29 protein-coding genes are annotated in these 26,476 nt (G+C 73.2%); 18 read left to right on the forward strand and 11 right to left on the reverse strand.

Features of this window, described 5'->3' with window-relative positions:
- Window positions 1–11: 11 nt before the first annotated feature.
- A complete protein-coding gene (locus AC0OLQ_RS07070; RefSeq protein WP_484530689.1) occupies window positions 12–995 on the forward strand; it encodes an MBL fold metallo-hydrolase in 984 nt (327 codons plus the stop codon).
- 44 nt (window positions 996–1,039) lie between these two features.
- On the opposite strand, the gene AC0OLQ_RS07075 is transcribed toward AC0OLQ_RS07070, so the two are convergent.
- The gene (locus AC0OLQ_RS07075; RefSeq protein ID WP_484530690.1) at window positions 1,040–1,579 is read right to left on the reverse strand and encodes a DUF1697 domain-containing protein; all 540 of its coding nucleotides are present in this window, start codon (window positions 1,577–1,579) and stop codon (window positions 1,040–1,042) included.
- 364 nt (window positions 1,580–1,943) lie between these two features.
- On the opposite strand from AC0OLQ_RS07075, the gene AC0OLQ_RS07080 reads away from it, so the two are divergent.
- Window positions 1,944–4,067, forward strand: a complete 2,124-nt coding sequence (locus AC0OLQ_RS07080; protein ID WP_484530691.1) for a hypothetical protein — start codon at window positions 1,944–1,946, stop codon at window positions 4,065–4,067.
- Between the two features lie 58 nt (window positions 4,068–4,125).
- Here the strand turns inward: AC0OLQ_RS07080 and AC0OLQ_RS07085 are convergent, their stop codons facing one another.
- Window positions 4,126–4,620: a hypothetical protein gene (locus AC0OLQ_RS07085; protein WP_484530692.1), complete on the reverse strand. Its 495-nt coding sequence runs from the start codon at window positions 4,618–4,620 to the stop codon at window positions 4,126–4,128.
- Between the two features lie 67 nt (window positions 4,621–4,687).
- Complete coding sequence (locus AC0OLQ_RS07090; protein ID WP_484530693.1) at window positions 4,688–5,242, reverse strand: SOUL family heme-binding protein; 555 nt, start codon at window positions 5,240–5,242, stop codon at window positions 4,688–4,690.
- A gap of 228 nt (window positions 5,243–5,470) precedes the next feature.
- On the opposite strand from AC0OLQ_RS07090, the gene AC0OLQ_RS07095 reads away from it, so the two are divergent.
- A complete protein-coding gene (locus AC0OLQ_RS07095; RefSeq protein ID WP_357345213.1) occupies window positions 5,471–5,923 on the forward strand; it encodes a hypothetical protein in 453 nt (150 codons plus the stop codon).
- Between the two features lie 126 nt (window positions 5,924–6,049).
- Here AC0OLQ_RS07095 and AC0OLQ_RS07100 read toward each other — a convergent pair whose 3' ends face one another.
- Entirely contained in the window at window positions 6,050–6,826 is a 777-nt protein-coding gene (locus AC0OLQ_RS07100; RefSeq protein WP_357345212.1) for a D-Ala-D-Ala carboxypeptidase family metallohydrolase, read from the reverse strand.
- A gap of 342 nt (window positions 6,827–7,168) precedes the next feature.
- Here AC0OLQ_RS07100 and AC0OLQ_RS07105 point away from each other — a divergent pair, with 342 nt between their 5' ends.
- Window positions 7,169–7,810 carry a DUF6642 family protein gene (locus tag AC0OLQ_RS07105; protein ID WP_357345210.1) on the forward strand — a complete coding sequence of 214 codons (642 nt, stop codon included), beginning with the start codon at window positions 7,169–7,171 and terminating at the stop codon, window positions 7,808–7,810.
- 32 nt (window positions 7,811–7,842) lie between these two features.
- Complete coding sequence (locus AC0OLQ_RS07110; protein WP_357345208.1) at window positions 7,843–8,307, forward strand: PPOX class F420-dependent oxidoreductase; 465 nt, start codon at window positions 7,843–7,845, stop codon at window positions 8,305–8,307.
- 2 nt (window positions 8,308–8,309) lie between these two features.
- On the opposite strand, the gene AC0OLQ_RS07115 is transcribed toward AC0OLQ_RS07110, so the two are convergent.
- Together AC0OLQ_RS07115 and AC0OLQ_RS07120 are read right to left on the reverse strand one after the other, a co-directional pair.
- On the reverse strand, window positions 8,310–8,951 hold the full coding sequence (locus AC0OLQ_RS07115) for an NAD(P)-dependent oxidoreductase (protein ID WP_357345207.1): 642 nt from the start codon (window positions 8,949–8,951) through the stop codon (window positions 8,310–8,312).
- 60 nt (window positions 8,952–9,011) lie between these two features.
- Complete coding sequence (locus tag AC0OLQ_RS07120) at window positions 9,012–10,244, reverse strand: serine hydrolase domain-containing protein (RefSeq protein ID WP_484530694.1); 1,233 nt, start codon at window positions 10,242–10,244, stop codon at window positions 9,012–9,014.
- 133 nt (window positions 10,245–10,377) lie between these two features.
- Here AC0OLQ_RS07120 and AC0OLQ_RS07125 point away from each other — a divergent pair, with 133 nt between their 5' ends.
- From AC0OLQ_RS07125 to AC0OLQ_RS07160, 8 genes are all read left to right on the forward strand, one after another.
- A complete protein-coding gene (locus tag AC0OLQ_RS07125; RefSeq protein ID WP_484532264.1) occupies window positions 10,378–11,274 on the forward strand; it encodes an IS982 family transposase in 897 nt (298 codons plus the stop codon).
- A gap of 33 nt (window positions 11,275–11,307) precedes the next feature.
- A complete protein-coding gene (locus AC0OLQ_RS07130) occupies window positions 11,308–11,901 on the forward strand; it encodes a pentapeptide repeat-containing protein (RefSeq protein ID WP_484530695.1) in 594 nt (197 codons plus the stop codon).
- Between the two features lie 182 nt (window positions 11,902–12,083).
- Window positions 12,084–12,662 carry an IS607 family transposase gene (locus tag AC0OLQ_RS07135; RefSeq protein ID WP_484530696.1) on the forward strand — a complete coding sequence of 193 codons (579 nt, stop codon included), beginning with the start codon at window positions 12,084–12,086 and terminating at the stop codon, window positions 12,660–12,662.
- Window positions 12,652–14,040: an IS607 family element RNA-guided endonuclease TnpB gene (gene tnpB, locus AC0OLQ_RS07140; RefSeq protein ID WP_484530697.1), complete on the forward strand. Its 1,389-nt coding sequence runs from the start codon at window positions 12,652–12,654 to the stop codon at window positions 14,038–14,040. Before AC0OLQ_RS07135 ends, tnpB begins: the two co-directional genes overlap by 11 nt.
- A gap of 13 nt (window positions 14,041–14,053) precedes the next feature.
- A complete protein-coding gene (locus AC0OLQ_RS07145) occupies window positions 14,054–15,157 on the forward strand; it encodes a hypothetical protein (RefSeq protein WP_484530698.1) in 1,104 nt (367 codons plus the stop codon).
- A gap of 119 nt (window positions 15,158–15,276) precedes the next feature.
- The gene (locus AC0OLQ_RS07150; RefSeq protein ID WP_484530699.1) at window positions 15,277–16,155 is read left to right on the forward strand and encodes a hypothetical protein; all 879 of its coding nucleotides are present in this window, start codon (window positions 15,277–15,279) and stop codon (window positions 16,153–16,155) included.
- 79 nt (window positions 16,156–16,234) lie between these two features.
- Entirely contained in the window at window positions 16,235–16,672 is a 438-nt protein-coding gene (locus AC0OLQ_RS07155) for a nitroreductase family deazaflavin-dependent oxidoreductase (RefSeq protein ID WP_484530700.1), read from the forward strand.
- Between the two features lie 176 nt (window positions 16,673–16,848).
- On the forward strand, window positions 16,849–17,160 hold the full coding sequence (locus tag AC0OLQ_RS07160; RefSeq protein ID WP_357345194.1) for a hypothetical protein: 312 nt from the start codon (window positions 16,849–16,851) through the stop codon (window positions 17,158–17,160).
- Between the two features lie 6 nt (window positions 17,161–17,166).
- On the opposite strand, the gene dacB is transcribed toward AC0OLQ_RS07160, so the two are convergent.
- Window positions 17,167–18,750 (reverse strand): D-alanyl-D-alanine carboxypeptidase/D-alanyl-D-alanine endopeptidase, encoded by a 1,584-nt coding sequence (gene dacB, locus AC0OLQ_RS07165; RefSeq protein ID WP_484530701.1) that lies wholly within the window; start codon window positions 18,748–18,750, stop codon window positions 17,167–17,169.
- Between the two features lie 322 nt (window positions 18,751–19,072).
- On the opposite strand from dacB, the gene AC0OLQ_RS07170 reads away from it, so the two are divergent.
- On the forward strand, window positions 19,073–19,354 hold the full coding sequence (locus tag AC0OLQ_RS07170) for an iron-sulfur cluster biosynthesis family protein (RefSeq protein ID WP_357345189.1): 282 nt from the start codon (window positions 19,073–19,075) through the stop codon (window positions 19,352–19,354).
- Between the two features lies 1 nt (window position 19,355).
- Here AC0OLQ_RS07170 and AC0OLQ_RS07175 read toward each other — a convergent pair whose 3' ends face one another.
- The 4 genes from AC0OLQ_RS07175 to AC0OLQ_RS07190 form a co-directional block, all read right to left on the reverse strand.
- Window positions 19,356–20,459: a beta family protein gene (locus tag AC0OLQ_RS07175; protein WP_484530702.1), complete on the reverse strand. Its 1,104-nt coding sequence runs from the start codon at window positions 20,457–20,459 to the stop codon at window positions 19,356–19,358.
- Between the two features lie 155 nt (window positions 20,460–20,614).
- A complete protein-coding gene (locus AC0OLQ_RS07180) occupies window positions 20,615–21,199 on the reverse strand; it encodes a PepSY domain-containing protein (protein WP_484530703.1) in 585 nt (194 codons plus the stop codon).
- Window positions 21,200–21,257: 58 nt separating this feature from the next.
- Window positions 21,258–22,544: a HAMP domain-containing sensor histidine kinase gene (locus tag AC0OLQ_RS07185; protein WP_484530704.1), complete on the reverse strand. Its 1,287-nt coding sequence runs from the start codon at window positions 22,542–22,544 to the stop codon at window positions 21,258–21,260.
- Window positions 22,541–23,233, reverse strand: a complete 693-nt coding sequence (locus AC0OLQ_RS07190) for a response regulator transcription factor (RefSeq protein ID WP_484530705.1) — start codon at window positions 23,231–23,233, stop codon at window positions 22,541–22,543. Before AC0OLQ_RS07190 ends, AC0OLQ_RS07185 begins: the two co-directional genes overlap by 4 nt.
- Window positions 23,234–23,336: 103 nt before the next feature.
- Here AC0OLQ_RS07190 and AC0OLQ_RS07195 point away from each other — a divergent pair, with 103 nt between their 5' ends.
- The 4 genes from AC0OLQ_RS07195 to AC0OLQ_RS07210 all read left to right on the forward strand — a co-directional run bounded on the left by AC0OLQ_RS07195 (window position 23,337) and on the right by AC0OLQ_RS07210 (window position 26,453).
- Window positions 23,337–23,810 carry a septum formation initiator gene (locus AC0OLQ_RS07195; protein WP_484530706.1) on the forward strand — a complete coding sequence of 158 codons (474 nt, stop codon included), beginning with the start codon at window positions 23,337–23,339 and terminating at the stop codon, window positions 23,808–23,810.
- Between the two features lie 30 nt (window positions 23,811–23,840).
- On the forward strand, window positions 23,841–24,116 hold the full coding sequence (locus AC0OLQ_RS07200) for a hypothetical protein (protein WP_484530707.1): 276 nt from the start codon (window positions 23,841–23,843) through the stop codon (window positions 24,114–24,116).
- Between the two features lie 298 nt (window positions 24,117–24,414).
- A complete protein-coding gene (locus AC0OLQ_RS07205; protein WP_484530708.1) occupies window positions 24,415–24,807 on the forward strand; it encodes a cupin domain-containing protein in 393 nt (130 codons plus the stop codon).
- A 278-nt stretch (window positions 24,808–25,085) separates the two neighbouring features.
- A complete protein-coding gene (locus AC0OLQ_RS07210; protein WP_484530709.1) occupies window positions 25,086–26,453 on the forward strand; it encodes a pectate lyase in 1,368 nt (455 codons plus the stop codon).
- The last annotated feature ends 23 nt before the right edge of the window (window positions 26,454–26,476 follow it).

Raw genomic sequence — 26,476 nt, forward strand, 5'->3', positions numbered from 1 at the left:
GAGGATGCTCCATGTTCGACGAACGGTCGTACGACCGCCGCCGCTTCCTGCGCGACGCCGCGGTCGGCGCCGCCGCGGTGTCCACCGCCGGCCTCGCCGCCGGCGCGCCGGCCCGGGCCGCCACCGCCGCCGGCCCGGCCACCGCCGCCGGGGCCCGGCGCACGGGCGCGGTCAGCTTCCGCTGGTGGGGCACGTCCGGCTGGCGGATCGACATCGGCGACCGGACGGTGCTGGTCGACCCGTACCTGAGCCGCTACGACACCGGCCTTTTCCGGGGCGCGTTCGACCCGGACACCGTGCTGACGGTGGACACCGCCGTCGTCGACCCGCTGGTGGACCGCGCCGAGAACATCCTGGTCACGCACACCCACTGGGACCACTTCAACGACGTGCCCCACATCGCCGGCCGCACCGGCGCCCGGGTCCTCGGCACCCTGACCGCCTACCACCTCGGGCTGGCGTACGGGGTGCCGGCCGGCCAGCTCGCCCCGGTCAAGGGCGGCGAGGTGCTCGACTTCGGCGGCTACACCGTCGAGGTGGTCAGCTCCCTGCACAGCCGCAACGGCGCCTGGTCGATGGCCTTCCCCGGCGTACGGGTCAGCCCGCCGCCGAGGCCGGAGAGGATCTCCGACCTGCCCGAGGGGGACACCCTGGCGTACCAGATCCGCGTCGACGGGGGCCCGTCGGTGTTCTTCATGGGGGCGAGCGACTTCGCTGAGCGCAACCTGGTCGGGCTGGCCCCCGACGTGGCGATGGTGGCCTCCGCCGCGACCACCGCGACCGCCGACTACGTGCCCCGGCTGATGGCGGCCCTCGATTACCCGAAGGTCGTGGTGCCGGTGCACTGGGACAACTTCGAGACCCCGCTGACCAACCCACCGGCGGTGGCGCCGAGCGATCGCAAGCGCCTCGACGACCTGATCGCCGCGGTGCGGAGGGCGTCGCCGCGCAGCCGCGTGCTGGTCCCGGAGTACCACACGGCGTACCACTTCTGAGACCGGGCGCGGAGGGGTCGGGCCACGGGGGTCGGCCCCTCCGCTCAGCCGGCGGTCAGGTCGCGCAGGGCCAGCACCGACTTCCAGTTGCGGGTGGTCGCCACCACGCCCAGCTTCTTCTCCAGGTGGGTGTTGGTGAACTTGCTCCGTCCGTAGCCGCCGTCGGGGAAGTGCAGGTGCACCTCGCGCCCGTCGACCGCGAACTCCAGGTTCTCCCCGTCCGGCGCGACCAGGTCCCTGACCTTGGCCGGGCTCGGCGCGGCCGAGAGGAAGGCCACCAGGACCCGCGTCGGGTCGTCCTGCTTCCCGGCGTACGGGCTGGCCGCCGCGACCGCCGCGAGTTCGTCGCCGCTGCGCACCAGCACCGGCACGCGCAGGCCCAACTCGTCGGTGAGCCGGCGGGCGATGCCCTCGGCCAGGATGTCGTCCTTCGCGGGCGGGCTGCTGAAGACGACGTTGCCACTCTGCAGGTAGGTCTTGACGTCCTCGTGCCCGAGGTCGGTGACGAGGCGGCGCAGGTCGGCCATGGCCAGCCGGGTGGTGCCGACGTTGACGCCCCGCAGCAGGGCGGCGTAGCGGGTCATCCGGGCCTCCTCGCCTGGGCGTCACTGGACCACCAAGCCTAGAACGGGCACCGGTGCCGGACGGAACGGTGGCCGGCTCCGCCGTCGGGACGAGATGGACGGACGTGCGGGCAGGCCCCTCCGACGATCCGCCAAGCCGGGTCGACCGGCCGTCGACCAGAGTCGCACGTGCGGTCAGGTGACTCACGTTCGTGACGAATTTGTGACCTGCGGGCGCCTCCCTGGCGCCGTCGCAAGTGGTTGCCTGAAGACAAAATTCCCCTGCTCAGCTGCTGCCTTCGGCGGCGACGACGGGGCAACTGCTCACCCGACGGCGGTGGCCGGAGCTGATCACCGCCTCACAGCAGGAGGCATCCGCGTGCGAATGAGACGACCGAGCCGGATCGCGGCCGCGGTGGCGGGCGTGACGGCGCTCGCCTTCACGGTCTCGGCCCCGGCCCAGGCCAACGACCACGAGAACCTTCCCGGCGAGCCGACCATCACGTTGCCGATCAACGACAGCGCGGCGGGCGGCACCTACAACCAGGACTTCACCCGGGTGTACGCCAACACGACCCCCGACGGCACCCCGGTCTACATCTACGTCCCCAAGGGCACCCCGCTCGACGGCACCGCGCCGGTCGGCGTGGCCAGCCTCGACCCGCAGTTCGACCACAACACGGGTGACGCGTTCACCCCCTGCGCCACCGCCACCGCCGCGCAGTTCGCCCTCACCCAGGCGCAGATCAACTACGTCGGCGACAAGCTCGCCAAGCAGATCGTCGCCGTCGACGAGGAGCACTTCGGCCCGATGGACGCGGCCGACCCGGACGAGCCGGCCAGCGACTCGCTGGTCATGGTGCTCTACAACATCCAGGACGACGCCTACTACGACTGCGCGCAGACCTCGTACACGGCCGGCTACTTCGCGCCGGACTTCATCGACAGCGTCGGCATGAACGTCATCGTGGTCGACGCCCTGGACTGGGCCAACCGGGTCGGCCCGAACGACTCGCCGTGGCGCGACGCCAACCCGGCCAACGACCGCCCCGAGCTGTACGAGGGCACGGTCGCGCACGAGCTGCAGCACCTGCTGCACAACTACAGCGACCCGGGCGAGCTCTCCTGGGTGGACGAGGGCCTGGCGGACTTCGCCATCTTCCTCAACGGCCTGGACGCCGGCGGCTCGCACCTGACCAACCAGCAGGTCTTCTACGAGGAGACCTCGCTGACCCGGTGGGGCAGCACCCTGGCCAACTACGGCGCCTCGTTCACCTACTTCCAGTACCTGTGGGAGCAGGCCGGCGGCAACGGCGACGGCACCTACACCCCGGACAAGCAGTACGACGGGAAGGCCGGTGACCTGCTCATCAAGAAGATCTTCGAGGAGCAGGCCGACGGCATGGCCGGCGTGCAGAACGCCATCGACGACTTCAACGCGGACACCGGCGCGCACCTGCGCAGCGCGGCCGACCTGTTCCGGGACTGGTCGGTGGCGGTCTACCTGGACGACGAGGACTCGCCGATCTACGACATCAAGGCCTTCGACTTCGGCGACCCCGCCGACACCTCGTGGACCATCGACATCGCCGACGACGTCTTCTGGTCGGGCCGGGGCAGCTACCAGGGCGCCACGCCCGAAGCCAAGTGGGCGCGGCTGAAGAACCGCCAGGACACCACCGCCGTGCCGTTCGGCATGTCGGTCGAGCGGTTCCGCAACCCCGGCCCGACCGTGGCGCTGGCCTTCGACGGCGACGACGAGACGGTGATCGCGCCGCACACCGGCACCACCCACTGGTACGCCGGCTACGAGAGCCAGAACGACAACATCCTCGACGTGTCCACCTCCGGTGCGGTGACCTCGCTGGACTTCTGGAGCTGGTACTTCATCGAGGAGGGCTGGGACTACGGCTTCGTCGAGGCGCTCGTCGGCGGCAACTGGGTGACGGTGCCGCTGCGCACCGACGCCGGCCAGGTCGTCACCACCAACGACGACCCGCACGGCAACAACGAGGAGGGCAACGGCCTGACCGGCACCTCCGGCGGCCAGTACTTCGTCGACGACCCGGTCTACCAGCACCTCACCGCCGACCTGCCGGCCGGCACCACGGACGTGCGGTTCCGGTACTCCACGGACGCCGCGTACATGGACACCGGCTGGTTCGTCGACGACGTCCGGGTCAACGGCGCCGACGCGACCCTCACCTCGGCGGCGGGCAACTGGTTCGCCACCAGCGGGGTGCAGGACAACAACTGGACCGTCCAGGTGGTCAGCCACTGCGACCTCACCCCGGGCGTCACCTCGCCGGGTGAGACCACCGACGGCGCGGGCAACTGGGTCTATCGGTCCATCGGCGACCAGTTCACGGCCAGCGGCCTGCGGACCAGGTGCGCCAACGGCAACCAGGACGACTTCGCCGTCATCATCAGCAACCTGCCGACCGGTGACCTCACCTACCTGGACGCGGACTACACGTTCCGGGTGAGCAACACGGGCAACAAGAAGTAGATCTCGGTCACCCCGTCGGGCCCGCGCCGCACCTCGGCGCGGGCCCGACGGCGGTTCGTCAGGAGTCCCGGTAGAGCGGGAGGCCGAGGGTGGTGCGTACCTTGTCGGCCTGCTTGCCGCCGTCGTGCGCGGCGGCGGCGCGGATCTCCCGCATCAACACCGCGGCGCTGCCGGCCTCGGCCGCGAGCTGCCAGTGCCGCAGCGCCACGTCGTTCTCCTCGAGCAGCGCGGCAACCGGGGCCTGCACCACGGCCGGCCAGGCGGTGGCCCGGAGCTGCTCGGCGTGGGCGGCGTTGGTGCTGGCTACCTTGCGGGCCAGGTCCCGCACGGTGCGCCACGGACGGCCGGCCTTCAGCGCCTCCTCCAGCTCCTCCAACGCGGTGTTGTACGGCGCCACGATGGCCAGGTAGCGGCCCTTCGCCTCCTTCACCGTCAGTGGGGCCGGCGCGCTCGGCGCGGGGGCCTCCCAGGCGGGAAGGACCGTCGACTCGGCGCCGCCGCCGCAACCGGCGAGCAGCAGCACCAGGGCGAGGGCGGCAGGCCACGGACGCACGGGGATCTCCGATCTGGCGGGCGGGGTCACGAGTCTAGGGGTGACCCGGCGACCGCGCGGCCGCCGACTATTCGGCGACCGGGAGCACGACCTCGTTACGGCGCAGGAACCAGGGCTGCCACGGCGGGTCGAAGCGGGCGTACCGGACGGCGCCGGTCGGACGCAGGCCCGCGCCGGTGACCGCCCGGCCCAGCGCGGTGGCCCGTCGCTCGAACGCCCGCGCCGTCCACCGCCCGGAGAACCGCATCGCCGCCGCGAGCTGCCCGGGGACCTCCCGGATGGTGACCAGCGGATCCACCGGCTCGGGCAGCGTGGCCGGAGTGAAGCTCGCGGGCATCACGAACCGCACCAGCCAGCTCCCCGGCCGGTCGCCCTCCTCCTGAAGCACGGGGGAGGTCATCGCGATCCGCTCCGCGCCGGCCGGCTCCGGCCCGCTCACCGGGACCGCCCGCCGCGACCGGTTGGCACCGGAGATGTACCGGGCCAGCGGCCGGAACCCCGCGTTGCCGGCGGACTCGAACGACCCCTCGACGCTGACCTCGGCGACCAGATGGGCCGGGTAGCGGCGCAGCTCGAACCTCGGGTGACGGGCCACCACGCGGTACGGCTGCCGCTCGGTCATCGCGCCCTCCCGCCCCCGGTGGTCCCACCGCCGACGCTACCGTCGCGGGCCGTCCCGGTCCGGCGGACCGGGGACCAACCGGGTGCAGGTGGCGCTGCCGGTGCGGGACGCCGGGTCGGTCTGACCGCCGGGCGGGATTGAACTACTGCCGGTGTGCGGCCGTACCAGTGGTCGAGGATGTGGTGCGGCCGGTCCGCCGCACCGCTGCCGAGCTGCGGGAGGCCTGCCGTGCGAGTTGGTGAGCAGTCGACGGATCCCATCGATCAGATCCTGGGCGAGGTGCCGGTGCCGGCGCCGCTGACCCCCGAGGATGTCCGGCTCGCGGTCCGGGCGGTGGTGGTGCACGCCGCCGAGGAGTGGCCTGCCGGACCGAAGTGCCGCAACGACGGTGCCGCGTACCCCTGCCGGCTGCACCGGTGGGGGCGGCGCGTGCTGGAGGCCCACGGCCTCAACGAGCGTCAGATCGACGCCCTGGTCCGGCACGGGAACCCGTTCGTGCACGTGCCCTTCCCGTTCGTGCTGACCGGCCCGTCGGCCGGGCGGCCGGCCGCGTCCCAGTCCCCGCGCGGCCCGGTCGGCCGGGTCGCCCCACCTCCGGTGCGGCCCGGCCTCCGGCCCGGCGGTACCGGTCGGCCGGTGGCACCCCCCGCCACCCGGCCGCGTTGGCCCCGGGCGAGCTGACGACCGCTCCGGATCGCGGCGTGGCATCAGCCACGCCGAGCCGGAGCGGTCGCCCGCCCGGGACCACCGACGGCGGCCCGGCCGCAGGGACCCCCCACCCCTGCGTCGGGCCTTCGTCGACACCGGTCAGCCGATCCCGCAGTTCGGGGCGGACCAACTGGTGGTGTTCGACGACCGGTCCTGGTTGTTCTCCCGGCGCGAGTCCACGTGGACGTGGTCGCTGTGGTCGGGGTAGCCGGGGCCGTAGAGGCCGCTGAAGCCGTGGTTGCGGGCCGACTGGGCCACCTGGCAGAGCGTCCTGTTGCGGGAGGTCAGGTCGGCCGCGTCGCCGTAGAGGTGCTGGCTGTCCGAGGCGCCGCCGACCTGCTGGTTGCAGGCGATGCTGCGGAATCCGCTGGTGACGTAGAGCGGCGTGTCACCGAGACTGCGCCGCAGCGCCTCCAGCTTCCACATGGTGCGCAGCGCCATGCCCCGGGTCGCGGTCGACGAGAGCGGGCCCCCGCTCCACCCGCCCTTGCCGCAACCGTTGTCGAGTTCGGTGTAGCTGAAGTGCTTCGGCGTGCAGTCGTCGTCCTGCAGGTCGTAGATCTTGGCGAACGTCTGCGGGCCGGCGACGCCGTCGGCGCGCAGCCCGTACGCGGACTGGAAGCGCCGGACCGCGGCCGCCGTCTCGGGGCCGTAGATGCCGTCGACCCGGACGATGTCCCGGTACGCGGCCCAGCCGGCCACCCGGATCTGGAGTTGTCGGACATCCTCGCCGGACCGCCCCTGGTAGAGGTTCCTCGGCCAGGTGTAGCAGCCGTCGGCATGGGCCGGCGGCGCGGCGACGACCGTGGCGATCGCGGCCCCGGGCAGGGCCAGCGCGAACGCGACGGCCACCCGCTTGAGCGTGTTGACGCGCACAGAATTCCTCCCGTTAGAGAGTGATGTGGGGTTGGGGCGGGACATCGACCGGAAGATCCCGTCCCTTCCACCGTGACAGCCGTCCTGCCGATTCGTGGCGGATAACCGGAATTGCTCTCGCATTACGCCCTTGCTGGGCATTACCTGTGAATTGCGGCGAATGACGAACCGCCCATTCCGGCCCGGCCGGTGCCGATGACGGCGGAACCGTGCGGCGGTGACGGACTCGCCCAACCGACCACACCCAGGGTGACGTCCCCTCGTCACCCCGGCCCGGTAACGTCTGCCTCCGAGGCCGGGTACGGCCTTCCGGGCGACCTTCGCGGGCGGGGGAGGTGGGCGTTGGCGCGTGGTGGCGTCTTCTGCATCGAAGGGCAGTGGCACCGGGACCTCAACGAGCGCGGCTCCGTCCTGCCCACCCTCGAACTGCTCGAACGGCTGGGCCGGATCCGTTTCATCCACAAGGACGCCGCCACCCGCGACGAGCTCTTCTACTTCCTCGACCGCTGGCTGCTCAAGCAGTACGCCGACTACCGGGTCGGCTTCTTCGCCATGCACGGCGAGCCGAGCCGGCTCTGCCTCACCGACTGGGACTCCGTCGAGCTGGCCGACGTCGCCGAGCGGATGGCCGGCCGCTGCGAGGGGCGCCGCCTCTATTTCGGCAGCTGCTCGGTGCTGCGCGCCTCCGACGCAATGCTGCGCGAGTTCCTCGACGTCACCGGGGCCGCGCTGGTCTGCGGCTTCACCCGCGAGGTCGACTGGGTCGAGTCGGCCGCCTTCGAGACCGTGCTGCTCGACGTGCTGGCCAACGGGCAGCGGCACAACGCCGCCGAACTGCGGATGGGCTCGGCGCACTGGGCGCCGCTCGCCTCCTACCTCGGCTTCCGGGTGATCTACGCCAACGGGCGCGCCTGGCGGCCGAGCGTGCGCCCGCGCGTGCCGGAGCAGACCTCCCCGCGCCGGGTCGCCGGCCGTCCCCGCTGAGGCCCGTCCGGCCCACCTGGTAGAACCGAGGGATGGCACGCAGCATCGCGACCAACACCCGGGTCGACCGGGACGCCCTGATCGATTTCCTCCGCCCCCGGCACCGGGTCGTGCTCATGACGACCCGCGCCGACGGCCGGCCACAGTCCTCCCCGGTCTCCTGCGGGGTCGACGCCGAGGGGCGGTTGGTGATCTCCACCTACCCGGAGCGGGCCAAGGTCACCAACATCCGCCGCGACCCCCGGGTCTCCGCCTGCGTGCTCTCCGACGACTGGAACGGGCCGTGGGTGCAGGTCGACGGCACCGCCGAGGTGCTCGACCTGCCCGCGGCGCTCGAACCGCTGGTCGAATACTTCCGCAGCATCTCCGGCGAGCACCCGGACTGGGACGAGTACCGCCAGGCCATGGTCGACCAGGGCAAGTCGCTGATCCGGGTGACCATCGACAGCTGGGGGCCGATCGCCACCGGCGGCTTCCCCGCCCGGCTGGCCGACTGACCTCAGTACGCCGCGGTGAACCGGGCGTTGCCGAACCGCGGGTTCTCGATCTCGTCGACGATCGCCACCGCCAGGTCCTCGTAGGTGAGCACCGAGCGGCCCTGCGCGTCGGTGACCGGGTGGTCGGTGCCGGTGCGGTAGTGGCCGGTCCGCTCGCCCGGGTGGAACTCCAACGGCGGCGGTGAGACATAGGTCCAGGTCACCCCGTCGGCCGCCGAGCGGTAGATGTCCAAGGCGTCGGCCTGGCCCTCGGCCGAGTCCCGGTACTCCTCGGGAAAGTCCGGCTCGTCCAGGTAGCGGGTGCCCTTCGGGGTCAGCAACGTCGCCCCGCCCCCCACGTGGATCACCCGGGGCGGGTCGGGCAGCTCGCGCAGCGTGTCGACCAGGGTCCGCGCGGCGTCGCGCCACAGCTCCCGCTCGCCGCCGCCGATGGCCACCACGAACACGTCGGCGTCCCCGGCCAGCTCGCGTACGCTCCGCGCCGAGGTCACATCACCGGTCACCGTGCGGACCCCGGGCGGCAGGTAGCTGGTCGCCTCCGGGCGGCGCACCGCCGCGGTGACCCGGTGCCCCCGCTCGGCCGCCTCGGCGGCGATCCGCGAGCCCGCCGTCCCGCCGGCGCCGAACACGACGATGTCGCTCATGCTCCCCAGGCTAGGGAGCGGGCCGCCCGACCGGTGCCGTTCCGACGAACCGGCCGGGCGTCAGTCGACCAGGGCCGAGTAGACGAGCTGGCGGAGCTGGGGGCGGAGGGGGTACGTGCTCGACGGCATGAGCTGGGTGAAGAGCAGCGCGGTGACCTCCTCCACCGGGTCCACCCAGAACGCGGTGCTGGCCAGGCCGCCCCAGTAGTACTCGCCCACGCTGCTCGGCACCCGGGACGGCACCGGGTCGAGCACCACGGCGAAGCCCAGCCCGAAGCCGATCCCGTCGAGGATCGTCTCGGCGAAGCCCTCCGGGGAGAACGAGGCCAGGTCCCGGCCGCCGGGCAGGTGGTTGCGGGTCATGAAGCGCACCGTCCGGGGGCCGAGCAGCCGCACCCCGTCCAGCTCGCCGCCGCGCAGCAGGAACTGGGTGAACCGGTGGTAGTCGGCGGCCGTGGAGACCAGCCCGCCGCCGCCGGAGAGGCACTCGGGCGCGGTGAGCGCGTACCGGCCGATCGCCTCGGCGCGGACCGCCTGGCCGGTGGCCGGGTGCGGGGCGTAGAGCGCGGCGAGCCGCTTGGCGTCCGGCTCCTCGACCCACCAGCGGGTGTCGGTCATGCCCAGCGGCCGGAAGATCCGCTCGGCGAAGAACGCGTCCAGCGACTGCCCGGAGACCACCTCGACCAGCCGGCCCAGCACGTCGGTGGAGACGCCGTAGTTCCAGCTGGTGCCCGGCTGGAAGAGCAGCGGCAGCCGGGCCATCCCGCGGGTCGCCTCGGCCAGGTCCGCGCCCGCCGGCACGCCCAGGTCGAAGCCCGCCGCCCGGTAGAGGCCGTCGACCACGTTGACCTGCGCGAAGCCGTAGGTCAGGCCGGCGGTGTGGGTGAGCAGGTGCCAGATCCGGACCGGCTCGACCGCCGGCACGGTGTACGGCTTGAGCACCGAGCCCCGGTCGTAGACCCGGACGTCGGCGAACTCCGGGAGCCAGCGGCTGACCGGGTCGTTCAGCTCGAACCGGCCCTCCTCCCAGAGCATCATGGCGGCCACCGAGGTGATCGGCTTGGTCATCGAGTAGATGCGCCAGAGGGTGTCCGACTCGACCGGCGTGCCGGCCTCCCGGTCCCGCAGCCCGTACGTCGAGGAGTGGGCGATCTCGCCCCGGCGGGTCACCACGATCTGCCAGCCGGCGAGCCGGCCGTCGTCGACGTACCTGCCGAAGTGCTCGTCGATCCGCGCCAGCCGGGCGGGGTCGAAGCCGATACGGTCCGGGTCCGTGCTCACTGCGACGCTCACGACGTCGAACCTACCGGCCGGTACGGGGAGCGGGAAGTGTCCGCCGGTCACACTAGACGAGTGATTCCCAACTCTGGGTTGGGCGGCGTGGCGGGTTGACCAGCACAAGAAGAGAGGGCATCGATGGTTGTTTGTGAAGACAGACCTCGACACCCTCTTGACCGCACTGTACGTCCTGATCGACGACCACGTCATCCCGCCGCACCGACGTGGGCCGGGCCGACCCAAGCGGCTGTCCGACTCCGAGCTGGTATGCCTGGCTGTGGCCCAGGTGCTGCTGGGTGCCCGCTCGGAGCACCATTGGCTGCGCCTGTGCTACGGCCGGCTCGGGCATCTGTTCCCGTACCTGCCCAAACAACCCGGATACCACAAGCGGGTCAAGGCCGCCGCGCCGCTGATCTGCCGGGCCACGCTGTACCTGGCCACGCTGTGCCCGTCGTGGCGCGACGACCTGCGGTTGCTGGATGCCACCCCGGTCCCGTGCGGCACGTCTCGGCCCACCGTGCAGCGTTCGGCGTTGGCAGAGATCGCCGGGTACGGCTACTGCGCCTCCCATTCGCGCTGGTACTGGGGGTTGAAGCTGTACCTGATGACCACCGCCGAGGGAATGCCGGTGGCGTGGTGCCTGGCCAACCCCAAGATCGGAGAGCGGGAGGTGGCCGAGGAGTTGCTGGCTCACGCCCGCGAACTGGGCTCGCTGTGCAGCGGCATGGTGGTGTTGGCGGACAAGGGCCTGTCCGGCAAGCAGATCGATCGGTACGCCGCCGAGCAGGTCGGGGTGCTGCTGGCCCGCCCGGACCGCAAGGACGAGCAACGCCGCTTCGGCAACCTCGCCGGTGTCCGGCAGTGGATCGAGTCGGTCAACGACACCCTGAAAGGCCAGCTCAACCTGGAAGGACACGGTGGGCGCACCCCGGCCGGAGTGTTCGCGCGCGTCGCGCAGCGGCTCCTCGCGATGGCCGCAGCGATCTGGCACAACTGGCGGACCAACGCACCCGTCAAGCGTTCCTTGATCGCGTACGACCACTGATCAATTCGGAATCACTCGTCTAGTCTCGGCCGCATGCCGGAAGCCGTCGAGGACGTCACCTACCGCCACCAGGACTGGTACGCCGAGGAGCTGGTCGACCGGCACTTCGTCCGGTGCGAGTTCTTCCACGTCGACCTCACCGAGGCGGTCAGCCAGGGGGCCACCTTCACCGAGTGCGTCTTCGGCAACGTGGCCCTCAACGCCTCCCGGCACACCGACTCCGCCTTCGACCGCTGCACCTTCAAGCGGTGCAACCTCTTCGAGGCCGAGTTCACCGGCTGCAAGCTGGTCGGCAGCAGCTTCGAGCAGTGCGACCTGCGTCCGCTGCGGGTCGACGGCGGCGACTGGTCCTTCGTCGCCCTGCCCGGCGCCGACCTGCGCGGCGTGCGGATCACCGACGCCCGCATGCGCGAGGTGGATCTCACCGGCGCCGACCTGACCGGCGCGGTGCTCACCGGCGTCGACCTCTCCGGCGCGCAGTTGCACGCCGTCAAGCTGATCCGGGCCGACCTGCGCGGCAGCGACCTGACCGCGCTCGACCCGACGGCGGTGGAGCGGGCCGGCGCGGTCGTCGACGCCGAGCAGGCCGTCGTGCTAGCGCAGGCGCTGGGCTTCGAGATCCGCTGACCGGCGCGGGGGGCGCTGTCGGGAAGATGCCTCCCGCTGACGGCTTCTCGAAGATCGAGGTGTGTGTCATCCGCCCTGCGGCGGGCCGCGGGTCGGCCGCCGGCGCCGGTGGCCGAGGGAGGACGACAACAGGTAGCGCGGCAGTGATCTCTAGTCGCTTGAGGGCAGCTATGGTGAGCGGCGTGAATTTGAAGGAGTGGGCGGCGTCCCAGGGCGTCGCGTACGTGACCGCGCGGCGGCAGTACGCGGCTGGGACGCTGCCTGTTCCGACGTATCGGCTGGGCCGGCTCATCATGGTGGGTGAACCTCTCGCCGCGGCGGCTCCCAGTGGTGGGCAGACGGTGGTGTACGCCGGGGTCTCGTCGGCTGACCAGCGGCTTGACCTGGACCGGCAGGTGGCGCGGGTGACTATGTGGGCGACTGGACAGCAGTTGGCGGTGTCTCGGGTGGTGACCGAGGTCGGGTCCGCGCTGAACGGGCATCGCAACAAGTTCCTCGCCCTGCTGCGCGACCCGACGGTGACGACCATCGTGGTAGAGCACCGGGACAGGTTCGCTCGCTTCGGCGCTGAGTATGTCGAGGCGGCCCTGGCCGCTCAGGGGCGTCGGCTGCTCGTGGTGGACCCGGCGGAGGTGGACGACGACCTGGTGCGGGATGTCACTGAGATCCTGACCAGCCTGTGCGCCCGTCTGTACGGGCGTCGGGGCGCCGCCGAGCGGGTTCGGCGGGCCGTCGCGGCGGCGACGGACGATGGTGATTGATGTGATGGTTGTGCAAGCGTACCGGTTCGCCCTGGACCTGACGCCGCGTCAGGAACGAGCGGTGCTGGCGCACGTGGGCGCGGGTCGGGTGGCGTACAACTGGGCGCTTGCCCGGGTGAAGGCGGTTATGCAGCAGCGTGCCGCTGAACGCTCCTACGGCGTCGCGGAGTCGGGCTTGACGCCGACGATCGGGTGGTCGTTGCCGGCGCTGCGCAGGGCGTGGAATGCGGCCAAGCCGGACGTGGCGCCGTGGTGGGCCGAGTGCTCGAAGGAGGCATTCAACACCGGCCTCGACGCGCTGGCCCGCGGTTTGAAGAGCTGGTCCGATTCGCGTACGGGTAAGCGGGCGGGGCGGCGGGTGGGGTTTCCTCGGTTCAAGTCCCGTCGCCGCAGCACGCCGTCTGTGCGGTTCACCACTGGCGCGATCCGGGTGGAGCCGGACCGCAAGCACGTCGTGCTGCCCCGGCTGGGCCGGCTCAAGCTGCACGAGTCCGCCCGCAAGCTCGCCCGCCGCCTGGAAGCGGGCACGGCCCGGATCCTGTCGGCTACCGTGCGCCGTGACGCCGGGCGGTGGCATGTCGCGTTCACCGTTGAGGTCGACCGGGTCGAGCGCACACCGGCGCGCCCGCAGGCGGTGCTCGGCGTGGACGTCGGGGTGAAGCACCTAGCGGTCCTGTCCACCGGCATACTCCTGCCCAACCCACGCCACCTGGAGGCCGCGGCCCATCGAATGCGGCGTCTCGCCCGGCGCCTGTCACGGCGTGTCGGGCCGGATCGGCGTAGCGGCCAGCAACCCTCGAGGCGGTGGGAACGCGCGCGCAGACACGTGGCCCGGGCGCACGCGCGAGTGGCGAACCTGCGCCGCGACGGCCTGCACAAGCTCACCACCCGCCTCGCCAGCAAGTACGGCACCATCGTGGTCGAAGACCTCAACGTGGCCGGCATGCTCCGCAACCGGCGCCTCGCTCGGCGCATCGCCGACGCCGGCTTCGGCGAACTACGCCGGCAGTTGGCGTACAAGACCACATGGAACGGCGGCCACCTCGTGGTGGCTGACCGCTGGTATCCCTCCAGTAAGACCTGCTCGGCCTGTGGCACGGTGAAAGCCAAGCTGGCCCTGTCCGAGCGCACCTTCACCTGCATCACCTGCGGCCTGGTCCTCGACCGGGACGTCAACGCCGCACGCAACCTCGCCGCGCTAGCGCGTGAGGCGACAACCGCCGGGAGTGGCCCGGTGGCAGGACGTGGAGCCGACCATAAGACCCGCCCCGGCGGGCCGGTGGCCGTGAAACGTCAACCCGGCACCGCCCAGGCGGGTAAGACCGAGACCGTCCCGCAAAGCGGGACTGCCAATCACATGCTCACCAGAGCACACTGAAAGGTAACGGTCGGTGGCTGAGGACGAACTCACGCAGACCGGTATCCGGGTCGGGGGCTGGCTGCCCGCCGTACCGGCCGAGCCGGCCCGCGCGGCGCAGCCGCCGCCCGCGCCACGCCGGCTGCCCGACGACCCCGACGACCCCGACGCCCCGCCGACCGAGCCCGCCGACCCGCCGGCCCCTGCCACGCCGGCCCTCGGCGATCCGGACGCCCCGCCACCGGTGGAAGCCAAGCCCGCCGCGCCGATGCGGCACTCCGCCCCGGAGGGTGTCACGGCCCGGCTCGCCGGGCTGGTCGGCCCGACCGCGGCCAGGGTCCGCACCGCCGTCGGCGTCGCGCCCGACCAGCCGGCCACCCGGGTCGGCGTGGCCCGGGCCCGGCGTCGCCGGCGCCGGGTGGTCCTCGCCGGGGCGGCGCTGACCGCGCTGGTGCTGGTGCTGGCGTACGCCGGCCGCGGCGCGGCACCGGACGGCGCCCCGACCGTGCCCGCGGCGGCGTCCACCGTCCCTGCCCCGGCGCCGCCCGCCGCGCCGCCCACCGTCGTGCCGGTAACCGCGGACCCGGCCCTTCCCGGCGAGCCGCTGCTCAACCTGGACCAGGAGCCGGTGCCCCCGTCGGTGTCGCTGACCGTGCTCGGCGACCGGGACTGGCTGCACTGGGGTGGCGCGGGCGCCGCCAGCGTCCAGCGCAAGCAGCGCGGCACCGGCGAGATCGGCGACCCGGGCGGCGACCGCGTGGAGCACAACGCCGGCGCCGCCGCTCTCACCTGGACGGACGGCACACCGACGGCCCGGCAGGAGGGAACCCGGTCGGGGGTCTTCCAGCCCGGGGCGGGGAAGAGCTTCGCGCTGAGCGTGGCCGGCAGCGATGACCTGCGGACCGTCCGGCTCTTCGTCGGCGCGTTCTCGGCCGGCGCCCGGCTCGACGTGCGGCTCTCCGGCGGCGGCGACCCGGCCGTCCGCGAGGTCGCCCTCGCCGCCGGGGACCGCTTCTTCCAGTACGTCGTCCACTTCCGCGCGCCCCGCGGGGAGCGGCTGCTGATCACCTGGCGGGCGCTGACCGTGGTGGGCGGGGAGAACGACGGGGTGACGCTGGAGGCGATCACGGTGAGTTGAGGCACCGTCGCTACCGCTTGGTAACGAAGTGGAAATGCCCGGCGCCGGCATATGGCGCACCGCCGCCCATGATGGAAACGTGAACCGGCGGCCGGAGCGCGGCGGTGAGCGGAGGTTCGGTGGGGCAGGAGGACCACGGTCGGGTCGGCGGCCGGACGTCGTACCCGCGCGGGCAGACGCGGTCGGCGCTGCGCCGGCTGGCGCGGACCCGGCGACGGCGACGCTGGCTGCTGGAGGCGCTGGTCGCGTTCGCCTGCCTGGCCGCGCTGGTGGCCTACCTCGGCAGCGAGCGGCACGACGCGCCCCGCGAGGAGAGCGCGGTGCTGCCCGCCCCGCCGACCGGCCGTCCCGTGCTGCCGCCCCCGGGCGGCGCGCAGGCCGGGGCCGTCACGCCTGGGCTGCGCCCCCGCCAGCGTCCACCCTCGCCCAGCCCGTCGCCGTCCACGCCCGCCGTGCCGCCGACGCTGACCGTGAGCCAGGCCGACGTGCCGGCCCGGGTCGACCTCAGTGCGGTGGGCACGGTCGACTGGGTCCAGTGGGGACTGCTCGGCCCCCGCACACCGGTGCGCAAGCGGCACGGCTCCGGCGACATCCGGGACGAGGGCGGTCGCGGCGAGCGGCAGAGTTACAGCAACAACCCGGAGGCGTACGCCTGGCGCGACGGCACGCCGGTCGGCTCGGCCGACGGAACCATGTCCGGGGTGTACACCTGCGACCGGGGCAACGGGTTCGCCCTGGCCGTGGTCGCCGACGGGCAGCTCCGCACCGTGCACCTCTACGCCGGGCTGTGGATGGCCCGCGGCCGCCTCGACGTGCGGATCTCCGGCGGCGGGCCGGCCCGCACCCTGCGCCTGGAGGACCCGCACACCGCGCGTACCGCCGACTTCACCATCCGGTTCCGTGCCCCGCCCGGCGCGAAGCTGCTGATGACCTGGACGGTGGAGGAGTCCCTGGGGGACTGCGGCAACGTCAGCCTCCAGGCGGTCGCGCTGCGCTGACCGCCGATCGTCCGGTGCCCGGCGCAGGCCGGGGGTAGCGTGGGCCGGGCGGGCCGAGCGATGATCCGGGAGGGACACCATGGCCACGAGCGAGCAGGTGCTGGACAGCCCCGAGGGTTGGGTCGCCGAGCACATCCGGCGATACGTGGAGACCGGCGGCGCCGAGGGCCACGAGTGGCGGCCCGGCGTCTTCACCCTGCTGCTGACCACCCGTGGCCGGCGCTCGGGCAAGCTGCGGCGCACCGCGCTGATCTACGGCCGGGACGGCGACGCCTACCTGGTGGTGGCCTCCCAGGGCGGCGCCCCGCAGCATCCCGCCTGGTATCTCAACCTGCTCGCCGACCCGGAGGCGCAGGTCCAGGTCGGGCCGGACACCTTCCCGGTCCGGGCCCGCACCGCGACGGCGGCGGAGAAGCCGCGGATGTGGCGCACCATGACGGCCGTCTGGCCGGCGTACGACGACTATCAGACGAAGACCGACCGGGATATCCCGGTGGTGGTGCTGGAACGAATCTGACCGCCTTACAGGGCTCGACGGTCATCATCGACGGCGTCGCCCCGCCGCGCGCACGGCGGCCCGGATGCGCGCCGCCGCAGGCTGAACCACCGGGACAGTTTGTCCGTCGCGGCCGGCGCGGGACGCCGTACGTTTCCGATGTCCCCGTCCGACCATCCGCTGTGGAGGCTCGACCGATGAGCAGCAGTGCCCGCGTCGTCCGTTCTCTCCCGCCGTCCGACGGCGACGTGCTGCGGGATATCCCGCTGCCGCCGTACGTGACCGGTGAGGACGCCCAGTTCGCGGTGCGCGCGGTGGTGGTGCACGCGCCACGGCGCTGGTCGGGCGGGACGATCTGCCGCAACGACGCCAGCCCCCACCCGTGCCGGCTGCACCGGTGGGGGCGGCGGGTGCTCACGCTGCGGGGCCTGCCGCCGGCCGAGATCGACGCGCTGATCGAGCGCGGCGACCCCGCCGCCGAGCCGTGCCCGCCCCGGCCCGGCGCCTGAGCCGGCTCAGCAGACGGCCGGCTTCACCCAGGAGCACTCCAGACCCTCGGGCACCCGCGGCGACTCCGGCGCCGTCGGGACCGCCAGCCGCGCCGTGGTCGTCCCCTTCTCGGTGTACGAGGCCAGCGCGATCGCGATCTGGTCCTCCAGCCCCTTGACCGACGAGGTCAGGTAGTTGTTGAGCACGACGGAGAAGGCCAGCACGTGCCCGTCGGCGTCGGTGGCGTAGCCGGAGAGGCTGGACGCGCCGGTGAGGCTGCCGGTCTTGGCGTGCACGTTGTCGGCCGCGGCGGTGCCGCGCATCCGGCTGCGCAGCGTGCCGCCGACGAACCGATCGGGGTTGCCGGCCACCGGCAGGGCGGCGTACCAGGTGTCGAACCAGGGCTCGGCGCGGACCGCCGACAGCAGCGCGACGAACTGGGCGGGCGGGATCATGTTGCGCCGGGACAGCCCGGAGCCGTCGCGCTGGCGCAGCGTGCCGGTGTCCATTCCGGAGTCACCGACGTACTCGCTGATCGCGCTCAGTCCGGCCGACCAGGTGCCGGAGCCGGAGAGCACCCGGCCCAGTTCCTTGGTGAGCACCTCGGCGTGGCCGTTGTTGGAGAGCTTGAGGAACGGCACCATCAGGTCGGCCAGCGGCATCGAGTCGTGCCGGGCGACCGGCTTGGCGTCGTCCGGGGTGGCCCGGCCGAGCACGGTCCGGCCGAGGACCCGCACCCCGTGCCGTTGCAGCGCCGACCGGAAGACGTCGGCGGCGTAGCCGGTCGGTTCCCAGACCGTCATCCAGTCGCTCGTCTCGGCTTGGCCGACCGCGATCTGGCCGGTCACCACGATGGTGTTGCCACCGTGCTCGCGCTCGAAGGAGATCGTCGTCTCGCCGGTGGCGACCGTCTCGGCCCGGTTGTCGATCCGCAGCCAGCCGTTGGCGGGCGTCATGGTGACCGTCGGCCGCGCGCCGGCCTGCGCGGCCGGAGCGGCGTGCACGATGACCGTGCCGGCGTCGTAGTCGGTGTTCGGGGCGACGGTCAGCGCGGAGACCTGCGCGGCGTAGTAGTAGGACTCGTCGTCCCACGTCCAGTCCGGGCCCAGCCGGGTGCGGTCGTAACGCGTGTCGTCGGCGACCAGGTTCCCGGTCACCACCCGTACACCGGCGGCGGCCACCTCGGCGGCCAGCCGGTCGTAGTCCTCGGCCAGCATGGTCGGGTCGCCCCCGCCGCGCAGGTAGAGGTTGCCGGAGAGCAGCCCGGCCCGGCGTACCCCGTCGCCGGCCACGTCGGTGGTGAAGCGGTGCCCGGGGCCGAGCAGTTCCATGGCCGCCGTCGAGGTGAGCAGCTTGGTGTTCGAGGCGGGGATCAGCCGCCGGTCCCCGTTGCGGTCGTAGAGGGTCTGTCCGGTGGTGGTGTCGACGACGACCACGCCCGCCTGTGCTCCGTTGAGCCGGGAGTCGGCGAGGATCGCGTCGATGGTCGCGTGCAGCCGGGTCTGCGCTGGGGTGGGCGCTTCGGCCGTGGCGGTGGGGGCACCGGCGGTGGCCGCGGTGGCGACCAGCGCCAGCACCGCGAGCGCCCGGGGGAAGAGACGACGATGCATGTGCCGATGCTGTCACGGAGATTTCCTCCAGAGAAGACTGCACCGCGAAAGTTATTGCCGGACGTGGGTGGAACCCGCCGGAATACCCCGAATGCGGCGGGAAAAACATTCCTCGCCGCGACGTCACCGGTCCGGTGTCGACTGACCCTGCTCTATTTGACGGATGCCCGGGCAGGGGGCACCGTAGGCCATGAGGGGCGTTCGACCTGCCCTGGTTTGCACGGCGAAGCCTGATTCGCCTTCCCGGGGTCCCGACCGGCCGCGTGGGCCGCGTCGACCCGCCCGCGATTCCCGAACCAGCCAAGCCACGAGGAGTTCCGCCATGCTGACCATGACCGACAACGCCGTAATGGTGATCCGCGACCTCGCCAACCAGCAGGACGTCGCCGAGGCGGGTGGCCTGCGCATCGCCGCCGACACCGACGCCGGTTCGCTCTCCATCGAACTGGTCGAGGAGCCGATCCAGGGCGACAAGGTGGTGGACAACCAGGGGGCCCGGATCTTCCTCGACGCCGACGCCGCCGAGCTGCTCGATGACACCTCGGTGGACGCGGTGGTCGACGACGAGGGCGTCGTGCAGTTCGGCTTCACCGAGAAGGAGTGACTCACCCGGCGCGGCGGTTCTCACCGCCGCGCTGTGGCCGGCCGGCTCGCCCCCGCTCGGGGACGTCGTGGTCGACCCGCCATGGCCCGCCGCGCTGCTCACGCTCGGGGCGGAGGAGCGTGCCCAGCACGTGCGCCAGGTGGTGCGACGTGCTCCAGGCGATCCAGTTCGCCGACGAGCCGGCGCCTGCGCCGCGTCGCGCCCGGCGCAGGATCTCGTGGTCTCCCCAGGAGAAGCTCGCGCCCGCCACCGGCCAGTGCGGCGCGGCGACGAGCGTGCGGCACAGGTCGGCGAAGCGGTCGTCGCCCCGGCCGCCGCGCCGCGACCACCGGTAGACCCACCACGCCCCGGTCGTGGTGTAGCGCAGCGTCGGCAGCCGGTCGCCCGGCCCGTCCGCCCCGGGCACCGCGCAGCCCACGCCGTAGTCGCCGTAGCCGAGGCCCAGGTCGGCCAGGCGCTGCCAGAGCTGCCAGTCGAAGCGGTCCAGGCGTACCGGCTCGTCGGTGGGGAGCCGGGCCAGCGTCGGCGGCATCCCGCCGGCCGCCACGGTCACCGAGCGCCAGGCGTGTCGCCGGGCCCACTCCGCCAGCCGCCGGACCCGCGGCTCGGCCAGCCGGACGTCGGCCGGGCAGCACACGTCCCCCGCGTCGATGAGCAGGTCGCACTGCTCCGGCACCAGCCGGGTCAGCCGCCACACCCGTTCCACCGCGGCGGTGGTCGCGTCCGGACCCGTCCGGTCCTGCCCGGTCCGCAGCCGGACCACCGCGCGCCGCGCGTAGGCCCGGGCGGCCGCGCCGTGTAACACCAACCGCCGGTTGCCCTCCGCGAGCCCGATCACCGGCACGAGCGGTACGCCCCAGCGGACCAGCTCACTCTCCGGCGCGTCCGGCAGCACCGACACGTCGACGGCGGGGAGGAGCCCGGCCGGCAGCCGGCCGAGCAGGTCCACGGTGCACGGATCCACCGCGTGGACGTCGATGACCGGAGCGAGCAGCGGAGCGGTGGCGTCGTCGAGGTGGGCCAGCGCCTCCAGCTCACCCCGGCGACCGGCCAGCACAGGGCGGTAGACCGGTTCCGCCGCCCGACCGCCATGGGCGGGCACCATACTTCAATGTAGCGACCCGATCGCGTTCCGCCACAGGCTTTCCGGGCATCGCCGCCGATCCATTCGTCCGGGTGACGGTGCGGCGCATGGGCGCGGCGCACACCGACGCCGTCGGGTCCGGGCGGAACCTCGTCCGCCCGGACCCGGACCGGCGTTCAGTCGTTGCTGCCGGACCGGTCGTCGCCGTGGTCGTCGTACCGGTCGTCGTCGTGGCGGTCGTCGCCGTGGTCGTCGTACCGGTCGTCGCCGCCGCGCCCGTCGTCCGTGCGGCGGGCGTCGTCGGGCCGCCGCCGCTCCACCTCGACCACCGCGCCGTCAGCCCGGTCGACCTTCACCTCGTACGTGCTGCCGGCGCGGGTGACCTTCACACTCCACACCGGACGGTCGTGCTCCGTCTCGGCCTCGATCTCCACGATCCGGCCCCCGCCGAGCCGGGCCAGCGCGACCTTGCCGGCCTGCTGCCGGGTGATCGCGCCGTCCGACGCCCCGGAGGCGCTCGGGGCGCCACCTGGCCGGGCCGTGCCGGCGGTCGCGGAGTCGTCCGGTCCGGGGTTGTCGTCCGTCCCGGGGTTGTCGTCGGTGCTCGCACTCACCGTTTCCGGGCTGTCGTCGGCGGCCACGGCGGCCGGCGCGGTGCCCGGACCCGGCCGGTCGGCCGCGGTCACGCCCATCGCCGCGCCGGTGACCGCCAGCACCGCGGCCCCACCCATCGCCGCCAGTACCAGGGACGTTCGTCGCATCGTCTCCACCTCTCCTCGGTTGTGCGTCGAGGATCGGCCGGGGACGGCTAGCGGCACGCTACCCGAGGTCTAATCCCGGGTTAAGGCCGAGCCGGAGCGTCACCGCCGCCCCGCCGTCGGGACCGCTGCCCAGCTCCAACCGGCCGCCGGCGGCCCGAGCGGCCCGGTCGGCGATGTCCAGGCCCAGCCCGGTCGACCCGGCCCGGCTGGCGCCCCGCCGGACCGACCCGGGTGGCAGGCCCGGGCCGGCGTCCGCCACGGTCAGCGCCACCTGCCCGGCCTCCGGAGCGAGCCGGACGGTGAACGGCGTGCCGTCCGGCGTGTGCGCGAAGACATTGCCGAGCAGCGCGTCGACCGCGGCCGCCAACTCGTCGCCGGCCACCCGCACCGGCAACGGTCCGGGCGCGAGGTTGAGCGTGACGCTCCGCCCGGTGTCCTCGGCCAGGACCGACCAGAACGCCACCCGCTCGCCGACCACCACGGCCGCGTCGCAGCCACCGCCCTCCGCCGCCGCACTGCGCCAGCGGGCCTGCCGGATCACGCCGGTGACCGCCCGTTCCAGGCCGTCCACAGCGGTGGTCAGCCGGGCCGCGTCGTCCGGGTCGCGCAGCGACTCGGCCTCCAGCCGTAGCACGGTCAGCGGGGTGCGCAGCCGGTGCGACAGGTCGGCCACCTGCTCGCGTTCCTCGCGCAGCAGCACCTGGATCCGCTCGGCCAGATGGTTCAGCGCGCCCGCGACCTCCCGCAGCTCGGGCGGCCCGGCCGGCTGGACCCGGGCGTCCAGTTCGGCGTTGGCGAGCCGCTGGGAGACCGCGCCGAGGTCGGCGATCGGCCGAACCAGGGTGTGGGCCAGCCGGTCAGCGACGCCCAGCCCGACCAGCACCAGGAGCACGCCGAGCAGCGCCAGCACGAGCCAGGCCCGGGTCACCCCGGCGGTCAGCTCGGCCCGCGGGACGACGGTGCGGATCACCGCCGTCCCGTCCGGCCGGCCCTGGACCGCGATGACGACCTCCCGGCCGGTGGCGGACTCGACGGTGAGGCTCTGCCCCCGCGCGGCAAGGACCACCGCCGGGGTACGCGGCACCCGCGCGCCGAGCACGGTGCCGTCCGGCAGGAACACGCTCACCTCGCGCCCCGATTCGGCGGCGAGCTGATCGACGGTCAGCCGGACGGTGTCCGGCTCGGCCGTGCCGACCACCGGGACCAGGCCCTGCGCGTCGGCGGCGGCCCGGACGGTCGCCCGGTCCGCGGCGACGGTGCGCACCAGCACGGCCAGCGGCACCAGGAACGCGACCATGACGAGCACCCCGACCGCGGCGACCAGCAGCGCCAGCCGGCCCCTCACCGGGCGTCGCCCGGAACGTCCAGCCGCACCCCGACCCCCCGGACGGTGTGCAGGTAGCGCGGCTCCTGGGCGCTCTCGCCGAGCTTGCGGCGCAGCCAGGACAGGTGCACGTCCACGGTCTTGTCGGCCCCGCCGTACGGGATCCGCCAGACCTCGGTGAGCAGCTCCCGCTTGGTGACCACCTGGCCCGGCCGGCTGGCGAGGTGGTGCAGCAGGTCGAACTCGCGGGGGGTCAACTCGACCGGCGCGCCGTCCAGGGTGACCTGCCGGGCCCGTGGGTCGACGCGCAGCCCACCCACCACGAGCACCGGGTCCGTCGCGGCGTCGCCGGTCGAGCGGCGCAGCACCGCCCGGGCGCGGGCGTCCAGCTGGGCGGCGGTGAACGGCTTCACCAGGTAGTCGTCGGCGCCGGCGTCGAGCATCCGGACGATCTCGGCCTCGTCGTCGCGGGCGGTGGCCACGATGACCGGCACCGAGCTGACCGCGCGCAGCATCCGCAGCAGCTCGCCACCGTCCAGATCGGGCAGTCCGAGGTCGAGCACGACGAGGTCGGGCCGGTCGTCGAGCGCGTCGCGCAGCCCGTCCAGCGCGGTCGAGGCCGCGGCCACCGCGTGCCCGCGCTCCCGCAGGGCCCGGAGCAACGGCGTACGGATCGTCAGGTCGTCCTCGATGAGCAGCAGCCGGGCCACGCTTGGCAGGCTAGCCCCTCCCGCCGCCCGGCCCCGCCCTCGTTAACCCAGCCTTAGCGTTGCCCCGAGTCCGGCTCAACCCCGCGTCGGGGAGACTCGGGACATGGGCCGTCGTCCGCTCCTCGCCGCCGCCGCCGGTTGGCTGGCCACCACCATCGCCGCCACCCTCGTCGGGCTGGCCGCGATCCAACTGGTTGGCGCGGGCATCACCGGCACCCCGGGCGGTGTACGCGACGAGCGGGACGTGGCCCGCGCGCTCGCCTCGCCCGCGCCGGTGACCGCGACACCGGCGGAATCCGCGACGGCCGCGACGCCGACCGCCGCCGCGGCGAGCCGCCCGCCGGCCGCGGGCGGGTCCCGGCGAACCTTCGTCACGGACGGGGGCAGCGCGGTCGCCGAGTGCGGGCCGGCCGGTGTACGCCTGGTGTCCTGGTCCCCGGCGCAGGGCTACCGGGTGAAGGACGCCGACCGGGGGCCGGACGACCACGTCGAGGTCCGCTTCGTCGGCGCCGAGGGGGAGCACGAACTCCGGGTGCGGTGCCGCGGCAGCGAGCCGGTGGCCACCCCACACGAGTGAGTTTTCCCAGCTCAGCGGCGTCATCCGTCCTTGATCGGACAGTCCTCCCGCTGGTTGGCGGGCGGTGGCGGGCTCGGCGCCGCCTCGGTCACCCGGCTGGCCGCCGGGATGTACCAGGTCGCCTTCGAACAGGACGTCGCCGGGGCCGCCTACGTCGGCACCCTGGGCCCCGCCAGCGGCGGGCTCGCCCCGCAGGGGACCATCACCGTCGCGCCGCGAACCGGCATCCCCAACGCGGTCTTCGTCGAGACGTACGCCGCGAGCGGCCACACCGACCGCCCGTTCCACCTGGCCGTCCTCGCCTGACCCGCGCGGGGCGGCGACCGGCGTGCGCGCCGGCTGCCGGCGGACGAACGGGGCCCGTAGACGAGCGCACGGCGCCGTCCGACCTGGGGTCGTAACGTCGCCGCGCTCTGGCCGTCTCCCACCATCGCAGCCGTACGGCGGTACGAAAGCGGGGACCTGGCTCCGGCCGGCCCGGCATGCACCGGCCTTGTTGCCAGCAGATGCCCGTCCAGAGGGGATGCAAACCCCGAGCGGGTGGGGAATTCCACCATTTGCGAGTCGCGGCGTGAGCGGCGCGGGGACCGGGTATGAGCGGGTCATGGAGCATTTCACGATCGCGACCGTCGCCGAGAAGAGTCCCGACTTCCGCCGCGTGCTCTGGACCGGGGAGCACAGCCAACTGGTGATCATGACGATCCCGGCGGGCGGGGAGATCGGCGAGGAGGTCCACGAGGGCATCGACCAGATCCTGACCTTCGTCAGCGGCACCGGCGAGGCGCGGGTGGCGGGGGAGAAGAAGGAGGTCGTGGCCGGCGACCTCGTGGTCGTACCGGCCGGCACGAAGCACAACTTCGTCAACACCGGCCCCAACCCGCTCGTCCTCTACACCGTCTACGGTCCGCCGGAGCACGCCGACGGGGCGGTGCACCGGACCAAGGAGGAGGCCGACGCGGCCGAGGCCGCCGGCGAGGACGAGCCGCCCACCTCCTGACCGGAGGCGACCCGCTCACGCGCTCCACCATCGCCGTGGTGGAGCGCGTAGGCGTGCCCCCGACCTGCAACAATCCTGCACATCGCAGCCATTGACGTTGATAACTGCACGGGCCTAGCCTGCTGATACGGGAAAGCCCTTTCCTGGCCTTCGCTTCCTCGCCGCCCCGCTTCCGGAGACCGGGCCTCCGACGGGGCGGCACCGACCGTCGCGACCGTGGCCAGGCGTCGACCCTCCGCCGCGGCGGTCCACCACCACGTGCCTCAAGGAGGACAACCGTGCAGACCTCACGTGCCAGACTCCGACGCCCGCTGCTGCTCGCGGCGGGCGCCGGAGCCACCGTGGCGGCGCTCGCCGCCGGGATGGGGACGTCGGCCTTCGCCGCCACCGTCTTCTCCGACACCTTCTCCGACGGCGACACCGCCGGCTGGTCCAAGTCCGGCGGGACCTGGGCCGTCGCCGACGGGGCCTTCACCCAGTCCAGCGCCGCCAGCGAGCTGGCCCGCCAGTTCGCCGGCCAGTCCGGCTGGACCGACTACCAGGTGCAGGCGCGGGTACGCCCCACCGCCTTCGGCTCGTCCAGCGCCCTGGTCGGGCTCGCCGCCCGGGCCAGCAGCAGCACGAAGATGTACCGGCTGGCCCTGCTCGGCTCCGGCCGGGCCGAACTCCAGGCGGTCAACGGCAGCCAGATCACCTCGCTCGGCTCGGCGTCGGTCGGGGCGACCACCGGCACCTGGTACACGCTGAGGATCGAGACCAGCGGCAGCACCATCCGCGGCTACGTCAACGGCGCCCAGGTGGGCGGCGGCAGCAACAGCCTGGTGGGCGCCGGCCGGATCGGCCTGGTCACCGCGTACGCCGGCGGCAGCTTCGACGACGTCGCCGTGGACTCCTCGGTCAGCACCCCCACCACGCCGCCGACCAGCACCCCGCCCAGCTCGCCCACCCCGACCCCCACCGGCACCACACCGCCGCCGGCCGCATGGCCGGCGCCCACCGCCAGCGTCAAGGTGGACGCCACCATCCCGGTCTCCGGCACCTTCGACGGCGGGATGAAGCGCTACTACGGCATCGGCGACGGTGGGCAGAGCGAGAGCCAGGACCCGATGTTCGAGCTGGCCGCCGGGGCCACCCTGAAGAACGTGATCATCGGTGCGCCGGCCGGCGACGGAGTGCACTGCGAGGGCGACTGCACGCTGCTCAACGTCTGGTGGGAGGACGTCGGCGAGGACGCCGCCACCTTCCGCGGCGGCACCACCTACACCGTGGACGGCGGAGGCGCCCGGTCGGCCAGCGACAAGGTGTTCCAGCACAACGGCCCGGGCACCGTCCACATCCGCAACTTCCGGGTGGAGAGCTCCGGCAAGCTCTACCGGGCCTGCGGCAACTGCTCCACCTCCTACCAGCGGCACGTGGTGATGGACAACGTCACCGCCACCGGCACCAAGGTGCTGGCCGGCATCAACACCAACTGGGGCGACACGGCCCGGTTCAGCCGGATCACCATCCTCAGCGACCCGAGCCGGTCCACCCGGATCTGCGTCAAGTACCAAGGCGTGCCGAAGGGCAGCGAACCGAAGGAGATCGGCGAGGGCGCCGACGGGGTGAACTGCTTCTACTCCGCCTCCGACATCACCTACCGGTAGGACGGTCCGACGCGGGCTCCCCG

This window comes from Micromonospora sp. Utrum1 (assembly GCF_057197805.1).

Bases quoted from the DNA above. Each gene is read 5' to 3' on its own strand.
- AC0OLQ_RS07070 (WP_484530689.1), top strand. From the start codon at position 12: ATGTTCGACGAACGGTCGTACGACCGCCGCCGCTTCCTGCGCGACGCC.
- AC0OLQ_RS07090 (WP_484530693.1), bottom strand. From the start codon at position 5,242: ATGACCGAGCGGCAGCCGTACCGCGTGGTGGCCCGTCACCCGAGGTTC.
- AC0OLQ_RS07075 (WP_484530690.1), bottom strand. From the start codon at position 1,579: ATGACCCGCTACGCCGCCCTGCTGCGGGGCGTCAACGTCGGCACCACC.
- AC0OLQ_RS07110 (WP_357345208.1), top strand. From the start codon at position 7,843: ATGGCACGCAGCATCGCGACCAACACCCGGGTCGACCGGGACGCCCTG.
- AC0OLQ_RS07180 (WP_484530703.1), bottom strand. From the start codon at position 21,199: ATGCGACGAACGTCCCTGGTACTGGCGGCGATGGGTGGGGCCGCGGTG.
- AC0OLQ_RS07195 (WP_484530706.1), top strand. From the start codon at position 23,337: ATGGGCCGTCGTCCGCTCCTCGCCGCCGCCGCCGGTTGGCTGGCCACC.
- dacB (WP_484530701.1), bottom strand. From the start codon at position 18,750: ATGCATCGTCGTCTCTTCCCCCGGGCGCTCGCGGTGCTGGCGCTGGTC.
- AC0OLQ_RS07160 (WP_357345194.1), top strand. From the start codon at position 16,849: ATGAGCAGCAGTGCCCGCGTCGTCCGTTCTCTCCCGCCGTCCGACGGC.
- AC0OLQ_RS07115 (WP_357345207.1), bottom strand. From the start codon at position 8,951: ATGAGCGACATCGTCGTGTTCGGCGCCGGCGGGACGGCGGGCTCGCGG.
- AC0OLQ_RS07130 (WP_484530695.1), top strand. From the start codon at position 11,308: ATGCCGGAAGCCGTCGAGGACGTCACCTACCGCCACCAGGACTGGTAC.
- AC0OLQ_RS07170 (WP_357345189.1), top strand. From the start codon at position 19,073: ATGCTGACCATGACCGACAACGCCGTAATGGTGATCCGCGACCTCGCC.
- AC0OLQ_RS07175 (WP_484530702.1), bottom strand. From the start codon at position 20,459: ATGGTGCCCGCCCATGGCGGTCGGGCGGCGGAACCGGTCTACCGCCCT.
- AC0OLQ_RS07080 (WP_484530691.1), top strand. From the start codon at position 1,944: ATGAGACGACCGAGCCGGATCGCGGCCGCGGTGGCGGGCGTGACGGCG.
- tnpB (WP_484530697.1), top strand. From the start codon at position 12,652: ATGGTGATTGATGTGATGGTTGTGCAAGCGTACCGGTTCGCCCTGGAC.
- AC0OLQ_RS07205 (WP_484530708.1), top strand. From the start codon at position 24,415: ATGGAGCATTTCACGATCGCGACCGTCGCCGAGAAGAGTCCCGACTTC.
- AC0OLQ_RS07155 (WP_484530700.1), top strand. From the start codon at position 16,235: ATGGCCACGAGCGAGCAGGTGCTGGACAGCCCCGAGGGTTGGGTCGCC.